The 23,089-nt window shown below is 68.4% G+C and carries 18 protein-coding genes; 5 read left to right on the forward strand and 13 right to left on the reverse strand.

Features of this window, described 5'->3' with window-relative positions; translation table 11 throughout:
• Positions 1-8 precede the first annotated feature (8 nt).
• Complete coding sequence (locus tag E3T19_RS13755; RefSeq protein WP_241980225.1) at positions 9-860, reverse strand: HNH endonuclease family protein; 852 nt, start codon at positions 858-860, stop codon at positions 9-11.
• Positions 861-964: 104 nt separating this feature from the next.
• On the opposite strand from E3T19_RS13755, the gene clpS reads away from it, so the two are divergent.
• Together clpS and E3T19_RS13765 are read left to right on the forward strand one after the other, a co-directional pair.
• Positions 965-1,249: an ATP-dependent Clp protease adapter ClpS gene (gene clpS / locus E3T19_RS13760; RefSeq protein WP_088455946.1), complete on the forward strand. Its 285-nt coding sequence runs from the start codon at positions 965-967 to the stop codon at positions 1,247-1,249.
• Between the two features lie 13 nt (positions 1,250-1,262).
• A complete protein-coding gene (locus E3T19_RS13765) occupies positions 1,263-1,805 on the forward strand; it encodes a DUF2017 domain-containing protein (RefSeq protein WP_088455945.1) in 543 nt (180 codons plus the stop codon).
• Between the two features lie 17 nt (positions 1,806-1,822).
• Here E3T19_RS13765 and E3T19_RS13770 read toward each other — a convergent pair whose 3' ends face one another.
• From E3T19_RS13770 to E3T19_RS13785, 4 genes are all read right to left on the reverse strand, one after another.
• Entirely contained in the window at positions 1,823-3,151 is a 1,329-nt protein-coding gene (locus tag E3T19_RS13770; protein ID WP_088455944.1) for a glycosyltransferase, read from the reverse strand.
• The gene (locus tag E3T19_RS13775) at positions 3,148-5,298 is read right to left on the reverse strand and encodes a glycosyltransferase (RefSeq protein WP_134409087.1); all 2,151 of its coding nucleotides are present in this window, start codon (positions 5,296-5,298) and stop codon (positions 3,148-3,150) included. The genes E3T19_RS13770 and E3T19_RS13775 overlap by 4 nt, the downstream gene beginning before the upstream one ends.
• Before the next feature lie 179 nt (positions 5,299-5,477).
• Positions 5,478-6,257 carry an SDR family NAD(P)-dependent oxidoreductase gene (locus E3T19_RS13780; protein WP_166788879.1) on the reverse strand — a complete coding sequence of 260 codons (780 nt, stop codon included), beginning with the start codon at positions 6,255-6,257 and terminating at the stop codon, positions 5,478-5,480.
• 334 nt (positions 6,258-6,591) lie between these two features.
• A complete protein-coding gene (locus E3T19_RS13785; protein WP_134409089.1) occupies positions 6,592-7,833 on the reverse strand; it encodes a glutamate decarboxylase in 1,242 nt (413 codons plus the stop codon).
• Positions 7,834-7,982: 149 nt separating this feature from the next.
• Here E3T19_RS13785 and E3T19_RS13790 point away from each other — a divergent pair, with 149 nt between their 5' ends.
• Both E3T19_RS13790 and E3T19_RS13795 read left to right on the forward strand, forming a co-directional pair.
• On the forward strand, positions 7,983-8,291 hold the full coding sequence (locus tag E3T19_RS13790; RefSeq protein WP_088455940.1) for a hypothetical protein: 309 nt from the start codon (positions 7,983-7,985) through the stop codon (positions 8,289-8,291).
• A gap of 7 nt (positions 8,292-8,298) precedes the next feature.
• The gene (locus E3T19_RS13795) at positions 8,299-11,772 is read left to right on the forward strand and encodes a DNA polymerase III subunit alpha (protein WP_166788880.1); all 3,474 of its coding nucleotides are present in this window, start codon (positions 8,299-8,301) and stop codon (positions 11,770-11,772) included.
• 3 nt (positions 11,773-11,775) lie between these two features.
• On the opposite strand, the gene E3T19_RS13800 is transcribed toward E3T19_RS13795, so the two are convergent.
• Complete coding sequence (locus E3T19_RS13800; protein ID WP_166788881.1) at positions 11,776-14,046, reverse strand: transglycosylase domain-containing protein; 2,271 nt, start codon at positions 14,044-14,046, stop codon at positions 11,776-11,778.
• 212 nt (positions 14,047-14,258) lie between these two features.
• Here E3T19_RS13800 and E3T19_RS13805 point away from each other — a divergent pair, with 212 nt between their 5' ends.
• Positions 14,259-14,822, forward strand: a complete 564-nt coding sequence (locus E3T19_RS13805) for a hypothetical protein (RefSeq protein WP_088455937.1) — start codon at positions 14,259-14,261, stop codon at positions 14,820-14,822.
• Positions 14,823-14,902: 80 nt separating this feature from the next.
• Here E3T19_RS13805 and E3T19_RS13810 read toward each other — a convergent pair whose 3' ends face one another.
• The 7 genes from E3T19_RS13810 to E3T19_RS13840 form a co-directional block, all read right to left on the reverse strand.
• Positions 14,903-15,388: an aromatic ring-opening dioxygenase LigA gene (locus E3T19_RS13810; protein WP_088457954.1), complete on the reverse strand. Its 486-nt coding sequence runs from the start codon at positions 15,386-15,388 to the stop codon at positions 14,903-14,905.
• 185 nt (positions 15,389-15,573) lie between these two features.
• On the reverse strand, positions 15,574-16,458 hold the full coding sequence (gene pflA, locus E3T19_RS13815; RefSeq protein ID WP_088455936.1) for a pyruvate formate-lyase-activating protein: 885 nt from the start codon (positions 16,456-16,458) through the stop codon (positions 15,574-15,576).
• A 46-nt stretch (positions 16,459-16,504) separates the two neighbouring features.
• On the reverse strand, positions 16,505-18,772 hold the full coding sequence (gene pflB / locus E3T19_RS13820; RefSeq protein ID WP_088455935.1) for a formate C-acetyltransferase: 2,268 nt from the start codon (positions 18,770-18,772) through the stop codon (positions 16,505-16,507).
• A gap of 198 nt (positions 18,773-18,970) precedes the next feature.
• Positions 18,971-19,873 carry a sucrase ferredoxin gene (locus E3T19_RS13825; protein WP_088455934.1) on the reverse strand — a complete coding sequence of 301 codons (903 nt, stop codon included), beginning with the start codon at positions 19,871-19,873 and terminating at the stop codon, positions 18,971-18,973.
• A complete protein-coding gene (locus E3T19_RS13830; RefSeq protein WP_134409092.1) occupies positions 19,870-21,114 on the reverse strand; it encodes a cupin domain-containing protein in 1,245 nt (414 codons plus the stop codon). Before E3T19_RS13830 ends, E3T19_RS13825 begins: the two co-directional genes overlap by 4 nt.
• Complete coding sequence (locus tag E3T19_RS13835; protein WP_134409093.1) at positions 21,114-21,368, reverse strand: BatC protein; 255 nt, start codon at positions 21,366-21,368, stop codon at positions 21,114-21,116. The genes E3T19_RS13830 and E3T19_RS13835 overlap by 1 nt, the downstream gene beginning before the upstream one ends.
• Before the next feature lie 157 nt (positions 21,369-21,525).
• On the reverse strand, positions 21,526-23,089 hold a 1,564-nt coding region (locus E3T19_RS13840), incomplete at its 5' end, for an HNH endonuclease signature motif containing protein (protein WP_134409094.1).

Below are 23,089 nucleotides of genomic sequence, written 5' to 3' on the forward strand. Positions count from 1 at the left end.
TGTCAGGCTCAGGCGTCGCAGGTACTGAGGACGGCCGTCATCGCCGCGCGGTCCTCCGGGGTGAGCCCGAGGTCGTAGGCGACGAAGACCGGCACCAGTTTGTCGATGTACCAGCACTGCAGGCCGGTGTCCTCCGGCAGGTCGTCCCAGACCACGCGCTGGCCCAGGTCGTGCCGGTCGGACACGTCGGGGTAGAAACCGGGCAGCCATTCACTCGGCAGCGAATCGGACTTGGAGGAGTTCTCGGTGCCCTTCACCGCCAGCAGGTTGACCGGGTCGTTGGCCAGCGCCTCCCGCTTCTCGGCCGGCCAGGCCTCTCCGCCGGTGGCGTACACGGCCTTCAGCGGCAGCAGGTGGTCGATCTGCACGTCGGCCGAGGTGTCCTGCCCACGCACAAAATCGATGGTCTCGCCCGTGTACGGGTCGGTGAGGATGCCCGTGTACACCCGGCAGGTGGCCGGATCGATGTCGGTGCCGGTGAGGTCCCTGGTGAGGATGTCGTTGCGGGTGTCGCAGCCGTTCTGGTCGAAATCGAAGGCCCAGGCATCGCCGAACAGCTCTTCCCGGTTGCCGGCATAGCTGCCGTTGTCGGTGTAGACGGCGTCTGGCAGCGCGGCGACCAACGCGAGCGCCTCTGCGCTGGTGAGCCCGGAGGGCGGTACCGGCATCGGCGCGGTCGACGAGGCGCCGGGTGGGACCGTCGCCTGGGTCGTGGGCCGGTCGGCCAGGTCGGTGGAGAAGTAGCTGACGCCCGCGACGATACCGCCGATCACGAGCAGGGTCAGCAGGAGGCGTGGGCTCTGGCCCCGGGTGCCCCGTCGATGGGGGAAGAGGGACGGATTGGGTCGGCGGCGGCTCATGCGGGTGTCTCAGGGTGCTGGTGTCTCACGATCTCCCCATCTTGCCATGCGCCGCTTCTCCCCCGGTGGTGGCAGGATCGGCGCGGGCGTGTGAGGCTTAACGGGTGCCCCAGATCGATGAATCCACCCGAGTCCGAGAGGCGATCTCCCTCGACCGCCCCTGGGTGACCGTGGTGTGGGACGACCCGGTGAACCTGATGTCCTATGTGGCCTACGTGTTCCGCAGCTACTTCGGCGTGACCGCGGCAGAGGCCGAGCGCCTCATGCTGCAGGTGCACAACAACGGCCGCGCGATTGTGGCCACTGGCGACCGCGAGTCGATGGAACGGCACGTCGAGGCGATGCACGGCTACGGGCTCTGGGCCACCCTGGACCGTGCCGAAGAATGAGCGCCGAAGCGTGATGGAATTCCGCCGTGAAGACTCCGGCACGGTCTCGGCCATGTTCGAACCCATCGAGGTCGACCTGCTGCGCAACGTGACGTCCCAGCTGCTGCAGATGCTCGGCTCCGTCGACGCCGACGACGCGGCCATGCTCGCCCAACCGGCGATCCGGCGACTACTGCCCGACGCCTACCCGAACGACCCGGAGGCCGCCGAGGAGTTCCGCCGCTTCACGGCCGACGGACTGCTCGAGGGCAAGCTCGCCAACGCCACCACGGTACTCGCCGCCCTCGGCGACGACGAGCCGACGGATGCCTCAGCGGACGCCTCCCTGGACGCCCCGGCGCACGACCCGCTGCCGGTGCCGATCGTGCTCACCGAGCAGCAGGTGCAGTCCTGGCTCCGCACCCTCACGGACCTGCGCCTGGTCCTGGCGGACCGCCTGCAGATCGACCCGCACGGCACTCCGCAGCTCGACGACGAACAGGCGCACGTGGTCAACGACGTCTATAACTGGCTGGGCATGATGCAGGAGTCGCTGGTCTACGCGATCGACGCGTAGCCCCGCCGTGCCGCGGTTCAGGCCGCCGGTCGGGCGTCGCTGGACTCCCCCTGCAGTGCCGCGTAGGCCCGCTGCGGCCCCGCGCCGTCGGCGAGCGACGCGCTGAGCGCCCGCAGCCGTTGCCGCGGTTCATCGCTCAACCCGAGCAGCGTCGCGGCGGCCTGCCGCAGCGCATCCGCACCCGCCGTGTTGGGGTCAAGGGAGATGCCGAAGCCGGCTTCGTCGAGTGCTGCGGCGCCGGCGAACTGGTCCGTCGAGAACGGCAGCACCAGCAGAGGCACCCCGGCCGTCATGGCCTCGGTGACCGAGTTGTTGCCGCCATGGGTGACGGCCAGGGCCGCGTGGCCGAGTACCGTCACCTGGGGCAGGAACGATCGCACCAGCCAGGACTCCGGGATGGGCCCGAGCTCGGCGGCGTCGGTGGACCCGACCGCGATCGCCACCCGCACGTCGAGGCCGCGCAGGGCCTCGGCCACCCGGGCGAGTACATCGCCGCGCACCGACAGGAAGCTGCCGAAGCTCACGTAGACGAGGGGACGCTCGTCGGCGTCGGCCAGCCAGCGGGTCACCTGGGGGTCGTCGGCCTCGCTCCGCACCGCCGAACCGAGGAAGGCGTGCTCGGGCAGTAGCGCCGTGCGCGCCACCGGGTGCAGCTCGGCCGGATAGTTGAGCAGCAGCACGTCGCCGGTCTCGGTGAAGGCATCGCCGCTGGGCGGCGCGGTCGGATCCAGCTGCAGCAGCGCATCGTTCCACGCCAGGGTGAAGTCGTCCCGCACCCGCTCGCAGAGCAGTCGCAGCTGCACCAGTTCCTGGGGGTCAGGGGTGAATGCGGCGGGCCAGGCGCCCGGGTACCCGTAGACCTCGTCGCCAACGGGCAGTGCCGACGGATGCCCGAGAACCACGTCCGCGTGCCGCACCCCGGCGCTGATCAGGGCCAGACGGGCGCTGAAGGCGAGGTGGTCGACGATCACCTGGTCCGGCCGGATCTCGGCGACGATGCGCTGCACCTCGCGGGCCACGACCACGGGGTTCCAGAGCAGGTCGGTGCTGCGCGCCTCGGCCTGGAACCTCAGCGTTTCGACGAGGCCGACCCTGGTGGCGTCGAAAAAGCCGCGCAGGGCGTCGTCCTCGCCGGTGGGCTGGTCTTCGGCGCGGATGGTGCCGGGGTTGGACCCGCGGCCGAGCTGCAGGTTCACCCGTTCGAAGCCGAAGTCGGCGACGATGCCGGCCGTGGCCGGTCCGCTGGCCACGACGACCCGTTCGCCGGCGGCCTGCCAGGCGCTGCCGAGGGTCGCGAGCGGGAACAGGTGGGAGGCGTAGTCCGGGCTGATGATCAGGAGGGTCATGAGACGCTCAACGCCCAGTTGAGTGCTTCCTGGGCCTCGGCGACGGAGGTGTAGACGCCCCCGAGGGTTCCGGCCATGGCCTGGATGGCGAAGGTCGACGAGACCATGTCGGCGGCCCGCTGGGCGAACTCGTCGCCGAACGGGCTGGAGGCCAGGTCGAGAGCCGCAGTGATCCCGCCGGCGAGGCTGCGGGCATCCGCCGTGTTCACCAGGAACCCCGTGGTGCCGTCCTCGACGTAGGTCGCCGGCCCGCCGGCGTCGGGGGCCACCACCGTGAGCCCGGTCGCCATGGCCTCGAGCAGGGCGATGCCGAATTCTTCCTTCATGCTTGCGCAGACGTACACGCCGCGCGGAGCGGCCAGACCAGGCCGCCCATGCCGGGCGGCGGCCAGCCAGCGGGCGACCGCGTCGTTGGCACGGTGGCCGGCCAGCAGCAGGCCGTGTTCGGCGGCGGCGTCCAGCGGCACCGCGGTGCCGATCAGGTCGAGCTGACGGCGTTCGTCGACCGACGGGGTGAGCAGGTCTCCCCCGACGATCAGCAGGTTGCACCGTTCCCGCAGGGCGGCGTCATCGGCCCAGGCGTGCACGAGCGTGGCCATGCCCTTCACCCTGTGCAACCGGCCCACCGTGACCGCCAGCGGCAGGTGGCGTCGGGACGCCGGCAGGGTCTCCAGCAGGGCGTCGAGGTCGGTGAAGTCGGCGGGGTCGGCCTGCAGGGCGGCCTGCCCGGAGCGTTCGATCACGGTCAGGTCGATGCCCTCCGCGACGACCGAGTGCCGCTCGGGGTGCGCGGTGATGTCGATACCGACGAGGTCGCGCATGTCCCGCTCCAGCTCAGGGCGGGGGAAGAGCACGGTGTGCGCGGCATCGGCCGCGATCCGCTGAACGAGTCGGGCTCGGAACCAGAAGTGCTCGACCTCGTCGACGGTACCGAAGTTGGCCCGGGTGAGGGCGCCGGAGGCGTCCATGGCGTTGATGACGCTGTGCGGGTCTGGGGCGACGGTGAAGACGATGGGGATCTCGAGCTCGCGGGCGACGGTCGATGCCGCGAGGGTGCCGACGTCGGCCATCCGCAGGTGCATGACGTCGACGGTGCCTGCGGCTCGCAGAATCCGGCGGATGCCGCGCTGCACGGCCACCCGGCGGGGCCACGCGTCGGCGGAGGAGATCGGGGCGCCCAGGAACGGCACCGTGGCGAAGGCGTGCCCGGAGAGGGTGGAACTGACCTCCGGCAGGCAGGCCAGGGCGGCGGCGGGTCCGCCACGGGACAGGGTGAGCACCCTGTCGACGGCCGGTGAGCCGTCGTCACCGGCCACGAGGGCGTCGCCGAGCCGCACCAGGAGGGTGGCGATGCCGCCGTTGTCGCCGGACCCCACCTGGCTGAGCTCACGGTCGATGTCAGCGTGCAGGAACAGCTGGGCCACGGTCTGGCCCCGGCTCCACGGCGCACGCGGGTAGGCGGGCACGGTTAGGTCGAGCAGGGCGAGCCTGGCCACGTCGGCCAGGTCGTCGTCGCCGCGGGCGAGGACCGTCACCAAGCTGATGGCGGCGTCGGTGGCCGGTCTATCGCCGAGGGCGGCCACGGCCGCCGCCCGGGGGTCGAGGCCTTCGCCGGCGTCCCCGGCGATGCGTCGCAGCATCCGCTCCGGGATCCGCCCGGAGATCAGGCCCAGGGTTTCGACGAGGCGGGCGCGGGCGGCCGGGTCGGCGATGCCGAGCATGGCGCCTTCGGTGGCCAGTGCCACGTGTTCGGGGACGGATGCCGCCCACTGCTCGAGGGTACGTTGGGCGATCATGCCGGAGAAGCCGCCGGCGACGACCATCTGCAACAGGCCTCCGATGGCATCGAAGCGCGGGAGCCTGGTGCCGAACGCCCAGGCGGCGTGTTCGCGCAGGTAGGCCGAGTCGTGCTCGAGCAGCGACACCAGGACGTCGTCGGCGGACTCGTCGAATACCTGGGCGAGCGAGTGCACGGCCGCTATGGCGGTGAGCTGGTCGGTAGGGTCGAGCGCGGCCTGGGTGAGCAGGCGAACGGCACGGTTACCGCCGTCCCGGCTGGCGGCGATGGTCAGGTCGTCTGCAGAGCGGATGCCGGCCAGGATGCTGTCGGCCTGGCGCATCTCGTCCAGCGTCGTGTGAGTCCCCACGGTGTCTCCCTCGCGGCGGATGCGTCCGCCTCTCGTGGCGGAGCGGACTCCGCGCTGGTACTTCGGTGCCGATCCCGTAAGAGTTTGCCCCGGAGCGACATTCTCCCATGTGGATCATTCGCTCCGTGGGCCGCGGGTATTTGGTCAGGGCATTCGCAGGTTTGTCGGCCGCTCTCGCTTCAGAACACGAGCCCGGCGGATGCCGTCAGCCCGCCGTCGACGGCGAGGGTGGTGCCCGTCACATAGGACGCTGCCGGGGAGATCAGAAAAGCTATCACCGCCGCGATCTCCGATGGCTGGGCGAGCCTGAAGAGTGGGATGCGGCGGGAGAAATCCCGGCCGAAGGTCTGAGTGGCCGGGGTGTCATTCGGTTCATCCGCCCGCATCAGGCCGGAGGCCACATTGTTCACCCGGATTCCCCTGGCCGCATAGGTCAGGGCTGTGGAGCGCACGAGGTCGATCATGGCGACCTTCGAGGCGTGGTAGGCCCAGTTGCCCGGGTCGGCCAATAGTCCCGCTACGGACGCCGTCGCCACGATGCTCCGGTGCCCGTCGATCGAGAGTCCCTCGACAGCCGCCTGAATGCCCAGGGCGATGCTGTTCAGATTGCGGGCAAGGAGGCGCTCCCCCTCGGCCTCCGTTCCGGGCATGTGCAGAGTGCTGGACGCGCCGATATCGGCCAGCAACACGGCGGCGTCGAGCCGGCCGAAGGTGTCGATGGCTTGCGAGACCGCCAGCCTGGAGCCGTGCTCGGTGCTCATGTCGCCGACGAGCACCAAGTGCTGTTCGCCGGCGAGGTCGGTGGGTTTGGCGTCGATGCCGGCGACCGCATAGCCGTTCTCCAGGAGTTTGCGGACGACCGCCCGTCCCATCGCCGAGCCGGCTCCGGTGACCAGCGCAACCGGGCTCGGGGCCTTCACGACCTCCGCGGCCTGGTCCTCCATCGTCTGGGGCCTCATGTCGTGAGACCGCGTCGCGGGAGGCTCCGTTTCCCGGGATTCCGATTTCCGAGTTTCCGTTCGGAGCGACTCCGTTTTCCGCGGCTCTGTCTTCAAAGACTCCGTTGTCAACGACTCTGCTTTTGGAGACTCCGCCGGCCGAACCTCCACCGATTCTTGAGACTCCACTTTGAGTGTCATGAGTACCTTCTAACGCGGGCGTCTATGTCGATGCGCCCCAAGCAAATGCTACGCTCGGCCGGCTCGGAATAGGGAGGATTGCCGGTCATTTCAATCGAGCACTCAGACCGGGCACTCAGACCGGGCACTCAGTTCGGGCGCTCAGTTCGGGCGCTCAGTGGGTGAAGCCCGGGTGGTGTTTCTCCGCCGGCATCGCACCCTCCAGCCTGTCGAGGTATGCGGTCTCCTCGGTGATCGCGGTCAACAGGTTCCACTTGTCGGTGTGCCCGGCCTTGAGACTCCAGGCGAACACCGGGATGTCGGATCCATCGCTGATGAGGGTGAAGGCGCCGTGTTCCGCGATGGCGCTGGACAGGAACAGCGCGACATTCTGCGAGGTCTGCTGCACGAGCCGATAGCCCTCGAAGCCGAGCCTGAGGAATAGGAAGTACTGCAGAAGCACCTGGGCGCCGGGCCTGGAGAAGTTCAGGGCCAGCGTCGGCATGTCTCCGCCGAGATAACTCACGTTGAAGACCAGCTCCTCTGGCATCAGCTCGCGGCTGCGCCAGACCACCCAGCCCAGCCCCGGGTAGACCAAGCCGTATTTGTGCGCCGAGGTGCTGATCGAATGCACCCGCTCCAATGTGAAGTCCCAGATCAGCTCGGGCTGCAGGAACGGCGCGACCATGCCGCCCGACGCCGCGTCGACGTGGATCGGAACATCCAACCCGGTCGCGGCCTGGATGGCGTCGAGTGCGGCGGCAATCTCCTGTACCGGCTCGTAGATCCCCGTGTAGGTGACGCCCATGATGGCCACGACACCGATGGTGTTCTCGTCGACGTGGGCGGCCAGGTCGTGCCCGTCCAGGCACGGATGTTCGTCGGTCACCGGCACCAGACGCGCCTCGACCTCCCAGTAGTTGCAGAACTTCTCCCGGCAGACCTGCACGGCGCTGCTCATCACCAGATTGGGCTTGTCGGTGGGCAGCCCGGCCGCGCGACGGGACTGCTGCCAGCGACGCTTGAAGGCCAGTCCGCCGAGCATGCAGGCTTCGGACGACCCGATGGTCGATGTGCCGATGGTCGCCCGCGGTTCCGGCGCGTGCCAGAGGTCGGCGATGATGTGCCAGCAGTAGTCCTCGATGGCCGCGGTCTGCGGGTACTCGTCCTTGTCGATCATGTTCTTGTCGAAGGACTCGGCGTAGAGCCTGCGGGCGTAGTCGTCCATCCAGGTGCCCACGAAGGTCGCCAGGTTGAGCCGGGAATTACCGTCGAGCATGATCTCGTCGTGAATGATCTGGTAGGCCGTTTCCGGCCCCATCGGGCCGGCCGCCAACGTGTGGCGGGGGGCGCGGGAATCTTCACCGGGCCGGGCGAAGAGCGGATTGATCTGCGTGAATTCCGGATTCGTCGACATGGAACACCAGAGTGCGCCCGCGCCGGTCCGTGGGCTACCCCCGCGAACCACCCACCGACCGCGCGCTCCATCCGCTGGCGTCTGTCGGAGGCGTGACGTACACTTTCGAATATCGAACATTTGTTCGAAGTAACGCGGAAGGTGGGCCCATGACCCAGATTGTCGACGCCCCTCAGTTCGAAGACACAGCCGTGATCATAGACAAAGCAGTGCAGGTCGAGCTTTCCGCCGACGGCGACCCCCGGGCCTTCGTGTGGGACCGATTCGAACACACTGTCATCGGGCAACCCCAGGCCGTCTTCACGCGCACCCGATGGTGGGAGCACAGCGGTACGCCCACCCGCATCGACACCGAACTGTGGCGGCTGGATGCCGCCAAGGGCGGCGAGGACCAGCACCGGTACGACCTGCGCCACGACGCCGACGGCACCTGGGTGCTCGCGCTCGACTGGGGGTGACGCCGCGATGAGTTTTCCGCACCTGCACGTCGCCAGCGCCTACTCGACCCACTATGGCGTGACCCTGCCGGAGGCCCTCGCCGGGCAGGCGGCCGCCGACGGGGCGACCTTCCTGGCTGTCACCGATCGGAACGGACTGTACGGGGCCGTCAAGCACGTGCGTGCCTGTGTGGCTGCCGGCATTCGCCCGGGGCTCGGCGCCGATCTCGAGGTGCACGACGACGACACCCTCGCACCTCTCGGCCGGGTGGTGGTGCTGGCGAACGGCGGCAGTGCTGGTGAGGGCGGTGCCGGCCGCGGCTACGCGGCGCTCTGCCGGGCCGTCTCCAGCGCCCACGAGACCACGGTGCGCGTGCCCGGCCACCCGCCGAGCATCCCACGCAGCCGCCTCGCCGAGCTGGCCGGCCTGAACTCGTTGACGGTGCTGCTCGGCCCGGCCTCCGATGTCGGCCACGCGATTGAGCGCCGGGACAACCCGCTGGCCCGCGCGACCCTCGCCGAGTGGCAACGGATCATGCCGCCCCAGTCGCTCGCTCTCGAGGTCGTCTGCCATCTCACCGAACCGGGTATGCCGGGCAGCGTCGCCCCGGCCACGCGCATGCTCGCCCTCGCCGAGTACGCCCGGCTGCCCGCCGTACTCAGCAACGCGGTGCGCTATGGCACCGCCGAGGAGGCGGTGACCGCCGACCTCGCCGATGCGGCCAGGCACCTCATGCCGCTCGCGCAGCTCGCCCAGCCAGCACAGGCCCAGCCGCCGAACATTCAAACCGAGGCCCGTCCCCTGCAGGTCAACGGCCAAGCTTGGTTGAAGCCGGCGGCCGCCATGCGGCAGGTGGCCCGCATGGTGGTCGACGCCGGGCAGCACAGCGACGGAGCGCTGGCCCGGCTGCTGCGCGACACCCACGACCTCGCGGAACGCTGTGCGCTCGACCCTGTCGGTGACATCGGGCTCGGCCGGCCGCGGATGCCGGAGGCGAGCGTGATCGGGGTCACCCGCGACCCGCTCGCCGAGCTGTGGGCCCGCGCCCGTCACGGCATCGACGAGCGCTACGCCGACGCCGGGCGCCGCGGGCTCACGGCGGCCCACGACAGGCTCGCCCACGAGATGTCGACGGTTGAATCGCTCGGCTTCGCCAGCTACTTCCTCACCGTGGCCACCGTCGCCGACCTCGTGCGTGACATGGGCATCCGCATCCAGGCCCGCGGCTCCGGGGTCGGTTCGGTGCTCAACTACGCCCTGCACACCTCGTCGGTGGAACCGATCGGCAACGGCCTGCTCTGGGAACGCTTCCTCTCCCCCGAACGGCAGACGCTGCCGGACATCGACCTCGATGTGGAGTCGGCCAGGCGACACGACATCTATCGGAAGGTCTTCGAGACGTTCGGCGCCAGCCGGGTCTCGCTGATGTCGATGACCAACGCCTACCGGGGTCGGGGCGCCGTGCGGGACGCGGGCCTCGCCCTGGGCATGCCGGACGCCCAGGTCGCCACGATCGCCAAGCAGATGTGGCGGTTCAACGCCCGCGACTTTCGTGCGGCCCTGGCCGAGAAGCCGGAGCTGGAGGAGCTGGCCGCCGAGGTGCGGGAGTCCTCGCAGCTCGACCTGCTCGTGGACCTCACCGCCAGGCTCGACAGGTTGCCCAGGCACATCTCGGTGCACCCCTGCGGCGTCATCCTCTCCGATGCCTCGTTGCTGGATCGCACCCCGGTGCAGGCCTCGGGGATGGGCCTGCCGATGTCCCAGTTCGACAAGCACGACATGGACCCGATGGGCCTGATCAAGCTCGATATCCTCGGTGTGCGCATGCAGTCGGCCATGGCGCACGCCGTGGAGGAACACCACCGGCTCACCGGCGAACACATCGACCTGGACCGGGTGCCGTTGGATGACCCGGCCACCTTCGAGCTCATCCGCTCCACCCGCACCTTAGGCATCTTCCAGATCGAGTCCCCCGGCCAGATGGAGCTGGTGGGCAAGCTGCAGCCGGAGGTGTTCAACGACCTCACCGTGGAGATCTCGCTGTTCCGCCCCGGGCCGATGAAGAACAACATGCCGCTGCGCTACCTCGAGGCTCGGCACGGTGAGGTCGCGCCCGACTACATCCATCCTCGATTCGAACCGATCCTGCGCGAGACCAATGGCGTCGTCATCTTCCACGAACAGGTGATGCGCCTCTTCGACGAGCTCACCGGCTGCGGGCTCGGTCACGCCGACGTGCTGCGCCGGCACTTGGGCCGGCCGGAGCAGCTGAGCGTGATCGAGGCGTACGTGCGCGAGAACGCCCTCGGCCGTGGCTTCGATGCCGGCACCATCGACAGGGTCTGGACCGTGCTGGCCGGGTTCGGCAGCTTCGGCTTCGCCAAGGCGCACGGGGCGGCGTTCGCCCTGCCCACCTACCAGTCCGCCTGGTTGAAGACCCACCACCCGGCGGCGTTCCTGGCCGGACTGCTCACGCACGATCCGGGCATGTGGCCCAAAGACCTGCTCGTGGCCGAAGCCCGGGTGCTCGGCGTGCCGGTTCTGGGCCTCGACGTGCAGCACAGCGCCCTCGACTACAGGGTGGAGTCCGTCGGTGAGGGCCAGGGCATCCGGATGCCGCTGCCGGAGCTCTCCGGATCGAGCGACGCCGAGCGCGCCCGCATCGTGCGGCACCAGCCGTTCACGTCGCTGCAGGACTTTCGGGACCGGGTGCACCCGCGTCGGCGTACCTTCGAGGCCCTCGCCCGCGTCGGCGCGCTGGACAGCTTCATCGATCACGATCGCACCCGCCGGCACGAGCTGCTCGCGCACATCCAGTCGCTGCGGGGCACGGCCATCACCATCGCCGATGACCAGCTCGCCTTCGAGGTTCCGTTGCCGGTGCTCGACTACGAGGGTGCGCGCTTCGACACCGTCACCTCGCTGCAGCTGCGCGGGCGCACCCAGTCCGACCTCGAGCTGCTCGACACCGGTCTGGCCGTCGCCGGCCACCGGATGCGCAAGTACTACCCGCTGTTCGCCGAACTCGGCGTCACCCCGGCCGCCCAGCTGGCCACCCTGCCCGGCGGCACCGATGTGCTCCTGGCCGGCGTGCGCCGGGCCACGAATACCCCGCCGATGCGTGACGGGCGCCGGGTGGTGTTCGTCAGCCTCGACGACGGCACCGGTCCGGTGGCCAACGTGGTGTTCTTCCACGACGCCCAGGAACGCATCGGCGGCGGCGTCTTCCAGACCGAACTGATGCTGGTGCGTGGCCGCACCCGGCGCTCGGGTGCCCGCGGGGTCTCGGTGACGGGTGAGGGCATGTGGGACCTCGTCACGGTGGCCAGGGACCGGGCCAGGGCACAGGCCAAGGCTCTCAAGGCGGCCAGGGCGGCGGCGCTGGACGCCGAACCGTCCGTCGCCGAGGCAACGGCGGCCGCGGTGGCCCGGCCGCCGATGCGGCGGGCGGCCGGCTCCGGTACGACTGAATTCGACCTGTGGTCGACGCAGAGCGCGTGATCTCTAGTCGGTCCCCTCTGGAACGTCAGGTGCCGGATCGTTCTGCTCGGTGTCGTCGCCCCCGAGATCCTGGTCTGCATCGACGTCTTCGTCGACGTCCACACCCACGTCTTCCTCCTCCGCGACCGCCGGTGGAGTGACGAACACCCCGGGGAACGGATCTCCACCGTACTTCGCGTTCGCCACCGACATCACGGCCGGCCACATCCGGTGCCGCGCGGTGGCGGCGGGCCCGCTCTCGAAGTTGATTGCGCGCTGATTGGCGTTCCCCGTGACGGTCACGACGCCGACGACGGTCGCCACCTTGCTGCTCGCTCCGCTCATCCAGGTGTCCTTGGCGTTGTCGGTGGTTCCGGTTTTGCCGAACATCGGCACCCACGGCACCGTGCCGGTGTTCGACTGCACGGCGGTTCCCCTCGACATCACCTGACTGAGAGCGGCCACCATCTGACGTTGGGTTTCCGGCAGCACTGAGTCCTCGCACCGCGAGACGGGGATGGGCACCTCGGTGCCGTCGGCGCCGATCATCCGGTCGATCACGATCGAGCTGCAGGTTGTCCCGTTGTTGGCGATGCCGGCGAAGGCGACGGCCATGCTCAACGGGGCGATCTCGTTCGTGCCGATCACGGATGCCGCGCTCTGGCTCAGCGGTTCGCCGTCGGCGCGGTGCACTCCGAAGGCCTCGGCCATCTTCCGGATCCCGCAGAGGTCGAGCCGCTTGGCCATGGCGATGAACCCCGTGTTGATCGACCCGATGGTGGCCTCCAGCGCGCTGTAGTTGCGACCGGATTCGTTGGCGTCGTTCTTGGGGCTCCAGCCCTCCGAATCGTAGTTCTGTGGGCCGAAACAACTGTCGTTGAAGGTTCCCCATTGTGATCTGGGCGCGGAGTCGACGCGCTCGTCCAGGGAATGGCCGGTGTTCAGCCAGTCCGCGAGGGTGAAGACCTTGTAGGTGGAGCCGGGCTGGAACCCGCGGGATCCCCCGGCGACGAAGTCGGTGTTGTAGTTCACGCTGCTCCAGTTGCTCCCGGTGGCCTGCACCTCGGGGTCCTGGCTGTAGTCCTTGTTCTGCGTCATGGCGAGCACTCGGCCGGTGCCGACCTCGACGCTCGAGATGACACCGCCCACGTCCCAGCCGGCGCGGGTCTTCGGCACGTTCTCGTTCATCGTCGCGACTGCGGCGTTCTGAAGGTCGAGGTCGAGGGTGGTGTACACGTCGAAGCCGCCCCGGCGGATGTTCTTGATCCGCGCATCCTCGTCGTCGCCGAAGACCGGGTCGTTCGCCAGGACATGGATCACGTAGTCGCAGAAGTACGCGTTTGCCCCGGCGGTCTGGCATCCGGTGCTGGGCTCATGGATGGTCGGTTCGATGGGGGCCGCCATGGCCTCATCGAACTCGACCTGGGTGATCTTGCCGTATCTGAGCATCTCCCCGAGGATGTAGTCGCGGCGCTGCCGGTTGTCCAGGTAGCCATTGGCCACGCCATTGGTCTCGCTCGCCGGCCGGTCGAGCCTGAACTTGCCGGGATTGTTGACGATGGCCACGAGGCTGGCCGCCTGCGCCACCGTGAGATCGGCCGCCGTGCTCCCGTAGTAATAGGCGGCCGCGGCCTCGATGCCGTACACGCGGCCGCCGAAGCCGGCGATATTGAGGTACTGGCGCAGGATGTCGTTTTTTGCGTATTTCTTTTCCACGCCGATCGCCAGTCGCATCTCCTTGAGCTTGCGCGATGCCGTCGTCACCGTGGCCGCCGCGTAGCAGTCCGAGATCTCCTCCTCGGTGGGGAGCATCTCGCACTTCTGCACGAGCACGTTCTTGACGTACTGCTGGGTGATCGACGATCCGCCCTGCACGCTTCCCCGGAACGCCGTCGTCAACGCGCCGCGCATGGTTCCCTGCAGGTCGACGCCGCCGTGGTCGTAGAAGCGCGGGTCTTCCCCGGCGATCGCGGCGTCCTTCACGTTCTGGCCGATGTCGTCCCAGCCGACCTCGACCCGGTTTTGGTCGTACAGGGTCGCGAGCAGGATCGACGTTCCGTCCGGGCCGGTGGCATAGACGTTGCTGCGTTGGGCGAGCGGCTCGATCTCGAGGTAGTTCGGCAGGGTCTCGAAGACGTTGATCGTGCTGGTCGCCGCCACGCCGGTGAGCGCAACGACCGGTGTCAGGCTCACAGTGACCAACAGCCCGGCAATGGCGCTCGTCGCGGCCAGACCGATCAGGCCGCCGACCACACCGCCGAAGGATCGCGGTGGGGTGACTCCGGTTCCGTTCATCCCGTTTGTGCCGTTGCTCACCATGGTTCCGCCGTCCGCCCCTCCACACACCAGGCACGCCCAATCGCGCCAGTAGTCATCCACTCAATGCCGCTCGGGAACGCTTCGCTAGGGGCTTGCCGAACCCCTCGAACAGGGGCAGTGCGCCGCTGGACGGACGGCGCGGGTTTCGGGCGGCGTTAGAGTTGCGTGTCACGTTCTCTGGAGGAAAGATGGCCGGACCGGCAATGCCCAATGTGCCCAGCAGGCGCAACGTCAAGGTGCTCACGGATGCGATCATCGCCCTCGAATCCGGAACCGGCGTGTCCGCCATGTTCCTGACCAAGCGCTACGGCGCCTTCACGATCGACGGCACCGCATTCATCTCCGCGTCGGTCAAGACACTCACCGTCGGCGGCCGCTCCATCGAGCAGAATCTCAAGCCGCACAAGTCCCTGCAGGCACTGCGCACCCTTGAGCCGAGCGACGGTGAGACGGCGGATGAGGCGCCGGGCATCGAACAGGACCTCACAGCACCCGCCGTGGCACACGGCGACCTGATCTCGGTGCTCTTCGTCGACCCGGCCTACGGGCCGTTCACCGTCACCGGGGTGGCTGTCGCGTCGACGGTGAGCGATGTGGTGCTCGTCGGCGGTTGGTTTGTGAGCCGGGCCGGCACCACGGCTCCCCGCGTGGTGAGTGTTGAGGTGTTGGCCGCCAGCGGCACCCACGAGTACCCGTTGCCGCCGCGCATCGTGAGTTGGGGCGAAGACACCGAGGGCGCGACCGAGTACTGAGCTCCAGAGCGAGCCAACCCCCTTAAACCCGAAACGACCCGGCAGCGAAAGCTGCCGGGTCGTTCGTGAAGCGGGTACGACTACGCGCGAACGCCCGTGGCCGTGGTCTTCTTGGGCCAGGCCGGAGCGAGGGTAAGGATGGCCCAACCGAACAGGCCGGACAGGACGCCCATGCCGATGGCGAAGGCCGAGACACCGAACGACACCACGGAGGTGAAGAGCGAGGTGCGCAGGAACGACGCGTTCATGACCGTCGCACGCAGCGGGTCTTCCTTGTCGAGTTCGGCGTAGGTCTTGCCCTCGGCCATGTCCAGCGCGTGGTGGTTGATGATGTCGGCCTGGGCGAATGCGGAGAACGGTCCGACGACCGGGGCGCCGGCGAGGAACGCGGCGTCTTCGGAGACGGTGATCTTCTCGGCGGAGAGCTGCGAGCTGACAACGCCCCAGACCACACCTCCACCGATGATCATGACGACGGCGCCAAGAATTCCGGCCCAGCCGATGAGCTTGAGGACCTTGACCTTGGTGGCTCCCAGGGTGGTGGCCGGAACGGTTGCTGTTGACACGATGTTGCCTTTCGTTGCGATTCTGAAGATGCTCACAGTCTGGCAGCATCCGGTTTTCCCAGTCAGGGTACAAAGTCCCTGGCTTCAAATTCGTAACACTTAAGGCGCTGATCAGAACGAAAAAAGGCCTCACACATTTATATGCGTAAGGCCGATATTCGTCGGTGTGTCAGATTTCTCGACTCCTAGAAGACCGTCAGTCCCCGTGCCTCGAACTGGCCGCGCACCCGGGTGAGCACGTCGTTCTCCGGCGGGTGCACGCCGTGCAGCGGGTACGGGATGCTCAGGCGGTCCCACTTGTCCTCGCCCATCTGGTGGAAGGGCAGGACCTCGACGCGCTGAACGTTGGGCCAGCTCGCGACGATGTCGACGACGGCTTCGACGTTGTCGACGGCGTCGGTGAGCCCGGGCACCAGCACGAAGCGCACCCAGACCGGGATGTTGCGCTCGGCGAGCCTGTCGCCGAAGGCGATCGTCGGTGCAAGTTCGCGGCCGGTGACCTTCTTGTAGGTGTCCGGCAGGCCCGACTTGACGTCGAGCAGAACCAGGTCGACATTGTCGAGAAGTTCGTCGGAGGCGCTCTTGCCGAGGTAGCCGGAGGTGTCCAGGGTGGTGTGCACGCCCAGGGCGTGCGCCTCCTTGAACATCCGCTTGACGAAAGCGGGCTGCATCAGCGGTTCGCCGCCGGAGATGGTGAGGCCACCGTTGGTGGCCTTGAAGACGCCCAGGTAGCGGGTCATGCGGGCGACCAGGTCGTCGATGGGCGTGACCAGGCCGTCGCGCATCTTCCAGGTGTCCGGGTTGTGGCAGTACTGGCAGCGCAGCAGGCAGCCGGAGAGGAACAGGGTCATGCGGGTGCCGGGGCCGTCAACGGCCGTCACGAGCTCCCAGGAGTGCACGCTGGCGACGGTGCCCTCGCGGATTGCCTTCATTTCGAGGGTGTGCAGTTCGGCCTTGCGGTCGACGTCGTTCAGGGCACTGATCTCGTCGGCCACGTCGACCGAAAGGTCGACGTGCTCGACGACTACAGGACAGGCAACGCTAGGGAAGCCGAGGTTGATTGCGGTCATGGTCTCGTCCTACCTAGCGTTGCCGGTCATCTGTAAGGGTGTTCTCTTAGTGCGAGTGGAACGTGCGGCTGATGACATCCATCTGCTGCTCGCGGGTGAGCCGGACGAAGTTCACCGCGTAGCCGGAGACGCGAATCGTCAGCTGCGGGTAGTTTTCCGGGTGCTCCATGGCGTCTTCGAGAGTCTCTTTGTTGAGCACGTTGACGTTGAGGTGGTATCCGCTGGCCGAGGTGAACGCGTCGAGCAGTCCGACCAGGCTGGTGACCTGCTCGTCCTTGGTGTGACCGAGGCCACTGGGAACGACGGTGTTGGTCAGCGAGATGCCGTCCTGCGCTTCACTGTACGGGAGCTTGGCGACACTGAGTGCCGACGCGAGCATGCCGTGGGTGTCGCGGCCGTTCATCGGGTTTGCACCCGGTGCGAACGGCTCACCCTTGCGACGGCCGTCCGGCGTGTTGCCGGTGGCCTTGCCGTAGACCACGTTGGACGTGATCGTCAGGATCGACTGGGTGTGGATGGCGTCGCGGTAGGTCGGGTGCTTGCGGATCATCGTCATGAAGCGTTCCATGACGTCGATCGCGATGGCGTCGACCCTGTCGTCGTCGTTACCGAAGGCGGGGAACTCGCCCTCGACGGTGTAATCGACAACCAGACCGGTCTCGTCGCGCACCGGACGGACCGTGGCGTACTTGATGGCGGACAGCGAGTCAGCAACCACGCTCAGGCCGGCGATGCCGCAGGCCAGGGTGCGGATGATCTTCTGGTCGTGCAGGGCCATCTCGAGGCGCTCGTACGCGTACTTGTCGTGCATGTAGTGGATGCAGTTCAGCGCGGTGACGTAGGTCTCGGCGAGCCATTCGAGGGTCTCGAGGTAGGCCGGGAAGACGGTGTCGTAGTCGAGGACCTCGTCGGTGTTCGCTGCGGTGGCCGGTGCGATCTGCTTGCCGGACACCTCGTCGCGGCCGCCGTTGATCGAGTACAGCAGCGCCTTGACAGCGTTGACGCGGGCTCCGAAGAACTGCATCTGCTTGCCGACGCGCATCGGCGAGACGCAGCATGCGATCGCGGCGTCGTCACCCATCTCGTTGCGGATGAGGTCGTCGGACTCGTACTGGATGGCCGACGTGTCGATCGAGACCTGGGCGCAGAAGCGCTTGAAGCCCTCGGGCAGCTTGTCGCTCCACAGCACGGTCAGGTTCGGCTCGGGTGCGGGGCCCACGTTGTACAGGGTCTGCAGGAAGCGGAACGCGGTCTTGGTGACGAGCGGGCGACCGTCTTCACCGATGCCGGCGAGCGACTCGGTGACCCAGGTGGGGTCGCCGGCGAAGATGTCGTCGTACTCGGGGGTGCGGAGGAACCGGACGATGCGCAGCTTGATGACGAGGTCGTCGATGAGCTCCTGGGCGCCGGATTCGGTCAGGGTGCCGGCCTTGAGGTCGCGCTCGATGTAGGCGTCGAGGAAGGCCGCGTTACGGCCGAACGACATTGCCGCACCGTTCTGCTCCTTGACCGCACCGAGGTACGCGAAGTACAGCCACTGAACGGCTTCCTTGGCGGTGGTGGCGGGCTTGGAGATGTCGGAGCCGTAGCTGGCTGCCATCTGCACGAGTTCCTTGAGGGCCCGGATCTGCTCCGAGTTCTCCTCGCGGGCACGGATGATGTCCTCGGTCGAGGGCTCCATGTCCAGCTCGGCGCGGTCGTTCTTCTTGCCGGCGATCAGCGCGTCGACACCGTAGAGGGCGACACGGCGGTAGTCACCGATGATGCGGCCGCGGCCGTAGGCATCCGGGAGTCCCGTGATCAGGTGGCTGCTGCGCGCACGACGCACACCGGGAGGGTAGACGTCGAAGACCGCGGTGTTGTGCGTCTTGCGGTAGTCGGTGAAGATCGTCTCGAGCTCGGGCGACACGGGGTAGCCATAGGTCTCGAGGGAGGTGGCGACCATGCGCCAGCCGCCGAACGGCATGATCGCACGCTTGAGCGGCGCATCCGTCTGGAGTCCGACGATGACCTCGTTGGCCTCGTCGATGTAGCCGGGCTTGTGCGCGGTGATGGACGACGGGGTCGTCGCGTCGATGTCGTAGACACCCTTTTCGCGCTCGACCGGGAACATCGCGGACAGTTTTGCCCAGATGCCGGTGGTGCGCTCGGTGGCGCCGGCGAGGAAGCTCGCGTCGCCGAGGTACGGCGTGTAGTTGCGCTGGATGAAGTCGCGCAGGTTGATCGAGTCCTGCCACGGGCCGCTGACGAATTCGGCGGCGCCGGTTTCTGCAAGACCCTGCTGGTCGCTTCGGATGCCATCTGTGACGGTCATATGGTGTGCTCTCCTTGTAGGATCGAGGCTTTCCCGCTGACTGGGTGTTTATCCCACCGTGCGGGCCATGAGAGCAGGACCACGAGGTACCAGCTAGTGCCACGGTGCCGGTGATTCGCCCTCTACTGGGAACACTACCCTCCGAGTGGGGCCCGAAACCGGGACCTTGGTCCCGTATTCACCTCCAGTTGGGGGGTGTCAGCCCGGGGTTATCGAGCGCAGTTCGAACTCCCGCACCGGCCGGGCAGTGCTGGCCGCACAGGTGCTGAGCAGCGGCGCCGACAGGCTCTCGGTGAGCTTCACCGCGAGCCGTTCATCGCCGTGGATGAAGCTCACGGTGTGCACTCCCCCCGATTCCGTCCAGGAGCTGTAGTCGAAGGCGTCGATGCGGTCGTCACCCCGGTTCGCCCGCGCGAACGCGGCAGCCGCTTGCACCACATTGGGCAGCGAGCTGCGGCCCCGGAACCAGCGCGGTTCGATACGACCGTCGAGGTAGGCGTCGACGAGGTCCGCGGCTTCGGCGGCGGTCACCCGGCCGTAGTACAACCCGTGCGGGAACAGGATCAGGGTGGCCGCGAACCTGTCTCCGCCCAGGTGCGAGCATTCCCAGGTGGCGGCCGGGTAGGCCTGGGCGAGGGCGGTGACCACCGGCCGCCCCTTAACGGCGCAGCACTGGTCGTGCCGGGCATGGGTGCACACGCAGATGAGCGGCTCGGTCGACGGCGCGCCGGTCGCACCGTCCAACGGCACCTGCAACAGATCGGCGGGATCGGTCACCACCCCCCAGTGCACCCGTTCGTGTCCGACCCTGGCGTCAACGGCCGCCCACCGCCATTCGGTCTGGGCGCGGCGCTGGTGCGCGGTGCGGCCGGTTCGACGAATGGCGAGCGGGCGGATGCCCGCGGATTCGATGCGGGTCACCAGAGCCCGGGCGAGTGCGGGGTCCAGCGGCGACTGCAGGAACGCGTGCGCGCCCCAGGCCCCGTCGATCTCGACGAGGAACCAGCGTTCGCCATAGCCGGCCGTACCCGGGAGCGGATCGCCGCGCTCCAGCGACCGATCGCTGCACGGCAGCCAGCCCGGGGCGGAGGGGAGGCTCATCGCACCACCAGGACACCCTCGCGCACCAGGCGCCGGGCCACCACGAGGGAGGACGCCGCATCCAATCCGGCCAGGCCGCCGGCCTGCAGGGGGTGTCCGGTGAGGATCTGGGCCAGGGCGTCGGCGGCCTCCGCCGGGAGCGTCACGGTCTTGTCCGGCAGCACGAGAGAGACGTCACCGGGGTTCGGGCCCGCCCGGAACCGGGCGCCGAGTCCCCGCCGCAGGCTCACGGTGGTGGCCTCGTGCAGTGCGGTGGCGGCCGCCGTGGTCGCCAAGGGGGCGATCGGCTCGGCCCGGGTGGACGCCCGCAGGCGCCCGGCCAGTCGCCGGGACACCGCCTCGGCCGGGGCCGCATCCGCGCCCGTGAACCGGATGAAGTCGTCGACGGTGTCGGCCAGCAGGGCGCCGACGGTCGCCGCATCCGTGAGGTCGACACCCAGGGGAAGGGCGGCGCGCAGGCTCTCGGCGGCCGCAGCGTGCGCGACGGCCTCGCGCAGCACATCGTGGCGGGTGAGGGCGGCGACGCCGATGGTGAGGTGGATCGAGGTGCCGCCCAGCGCCGTCGCCGAGTGGATCCACCCTCGGGGCAGGTAGAGCACGTCGTTCGGCCTGAAGACCTCGTCGATGGCCGGCTCGTCCTCGGCCCGTCGCTCCACCGCACGGCGATGGTCGGTCCACGGCTGGTCGCGGAGTGGGCGCGGGTGCACCGGAGGATGGATGCGCCAGCGCTTTTCCCCCGCAATCTGGAGCACAAACACATCGTGTACGTCGTAGTGCGGGTCAAAGCCGCGCTCCGCGGCCGGGGTGACGTAGGCGTTCACCTGGACGGGGTGCCCGAGGTCTCTCGTGAGCTGCCGGGTGAATTCGGCCAGCGGCGGCCAGGTGCGATGCAGCCCCTGGAGCACCAGGGTGGCTCCGTCGGTGAACTCGTCGAGCACCTTGTCGGCGCTCACCTGGTCGGCGATCTCAGCGCCCAGGCCGCCCGGTGCGGTGTACCGGCCGGGGTCGAGCACGGTGCCCTGCCGCGCCATGCGCACAAACGGGGTGCGCAGACCACGGTGGGTGACCAGCTCGTCGACGGCGTCTGCGGTGAAGAGGTCATCGAACCTGCCCCGCAGGGCGGCCGCGCGGGTGAAGAGCGGCCGACGGTCCCAGTAGTCCGTGGCGAAGGCCTCCGGCGTGACCTCGAGCAAGCGCATGAGCGCGGGACGATCGCTCGCCCCGCGCCCTTCGCTCGTCATCAGGCGGTTCCGTCGGCGCCGCCGTCGTGACCTTCGGGGTTGGCGCCGCCGTCTGCAACGCCCTCGCTCGAGGCGGAGCCGTCAGCGCCACCGTCGTGGCCTGCCGGATTGGCGCCGCCGTCCGCGGTGCCCTCTCCGGCGTCCGCGGTTCCGTCGGCACCGCCGTCGTTGCCCGCCGGATTGGCGCCGCCATCGGCCGTACCTTCGTTCGCATCCGCGCCGGATGTGGTGATGTCGTCGTCATTGATGCCCACTGCATACCTCCGTAGCCGTAACCGGGCGCCGGCTGACGCCCAAGGCGATAGTACGTCGCGGGCCGCCCCGATGGCAGGGCCAGCAACAAATCACCGTCGGTTGAGCCCGTCGAGCCTGGTGACCCAGAATCCGGACTCGGGCGCCCTCATGCCGCGGCTACTCGTCTTGCCGGCGGTATTTGGGGTCGTGGGCGCGGTGTTGGGGTGGTTTTCGCCAGGTGTCGGTGGGGTCGATCCAGTGTGGGGCTTTGACTTCGGGCATGCCCAGGACCATGCGGATGTGCCACCCGGAGGTGTCGATGTTGTGGTGGTGGTACCAGCACAGCAGCACCCCGTTGCTCACGTTGGTGGGGCCGCCGTGCTGCCACGGCTTCACGTGGTGCACTTCGGTCCATTGCGGTGGGCAGGTGCAGCCGGGGATGATGCAGCCGCCGTCTCGGGCGGTGATCGCTTTGCGTTGCAGCGGGGTGAAGCAGCGGACTTTGTCGCCGAGGGCGAGGACGGCGCCGGTGCCGCCGAAGAGGATCGGCCGGTAGCCGCCGTTGTCGACCATCTGGTTGATCGTTTTCATCGAGACGGGGCCCTCGACGCCGTCGATCCAACCGACCCCGACCCCGTTGACGAGGTCGGTTGCGTTCACGTGCACCATCACCGTCGGCGGCATTCCGCCCATGGTCGGGGTGCGGGGGTCTTGGGCGACCTGGACCAGGATGCCGCGGAGAATATCGGCGCGTTTCTGGCCGCCGTCGCGTTCGTCGAGGATCTCGCCGGGCACGAGTTCGCCGGCCTCGATACGCTGCTGCTCCTCCGCGGACGGGAACGCGGGAGCGCTGCGGGCGGACTGGAACGTGTTGAACAGGGTCTGCATGATGCCCTTGAGCTCCGGCGTCACCCCGCCGCGCAACGGATGCAACCCCTGGGCGAGCTTGCCGAACGAGAACGTGGATTTGGCCTCCAGTATCTCCGCGGTGGGCGCGGCCCCGTCCGGGTTCAACACCGCCTGCCACGTCGCCGCCATCTCCCGGATCCGGTCCGCCGGGAAAGTGAACCCCGCCGAGTCGCCCAGGCGAGCGATCGGTCCCGTGCAGGCAGGCCCGGCACCGTCGGTGTCGGTGTGAGTGGCGGTGTTGGTGGCGGTGTTGGTGTCGCCGGGGCCGGGGGTGCGGGCGAACACGGACCCGGTCGCGGACTCCACCAGCTCGGCCTCACCGCCGTCCACCAGCGACTGGTCGGCATCGAAGTGGCCGTGCACTTTGTAGTCGGCCAGGCCCTTCACGATGTTCTCGGCCGCATCAAGACCGATCTCCCCGGCCGCCAAGGCTGCGGCAACGAACGGGAACTCGGGCTCGAGGACCGTGCCGCCCAGCATCCGCGGGGCGACCTTCTCACCTAGGCTCACCCGCCGTTTCATTTCCGGCACCGACGTGCCGGTCAGCCCGATCAGCAGATCATTCTGGTGCGACGCCCCCAACCGCCAGGCCAGCGACTCCGTGCCCAGCCCGCTGCGGGACCGGTAACCCACCACGGTCGAGGTGGCCACCCGGGCGGCATCCACCGGCCGGCCGGTGCGCTCGACCATCTGCGTCAACGCGACCACCTCCGGGTCACTCAACGCGTTCACGTCAATGGAATCCATCACCGCCATCACCGTCCGCGCCGCATCATCCAGGGCCTGGAGCTTCTGACCGAACGCACCGGTATGCGCGCGCTGCACCCCCGGC

The sequence above is a fragment of the Cryobacterium sp. TMT4-31 genome, assembly GCF_004403385.1.
Taxonomy (GTDB): Bacteria; Actinomycetota; Actinomycetes; order Actinomycetales; family Microbacteriaceae; genus Cryobacterium; species Cryobacterium zongtaii.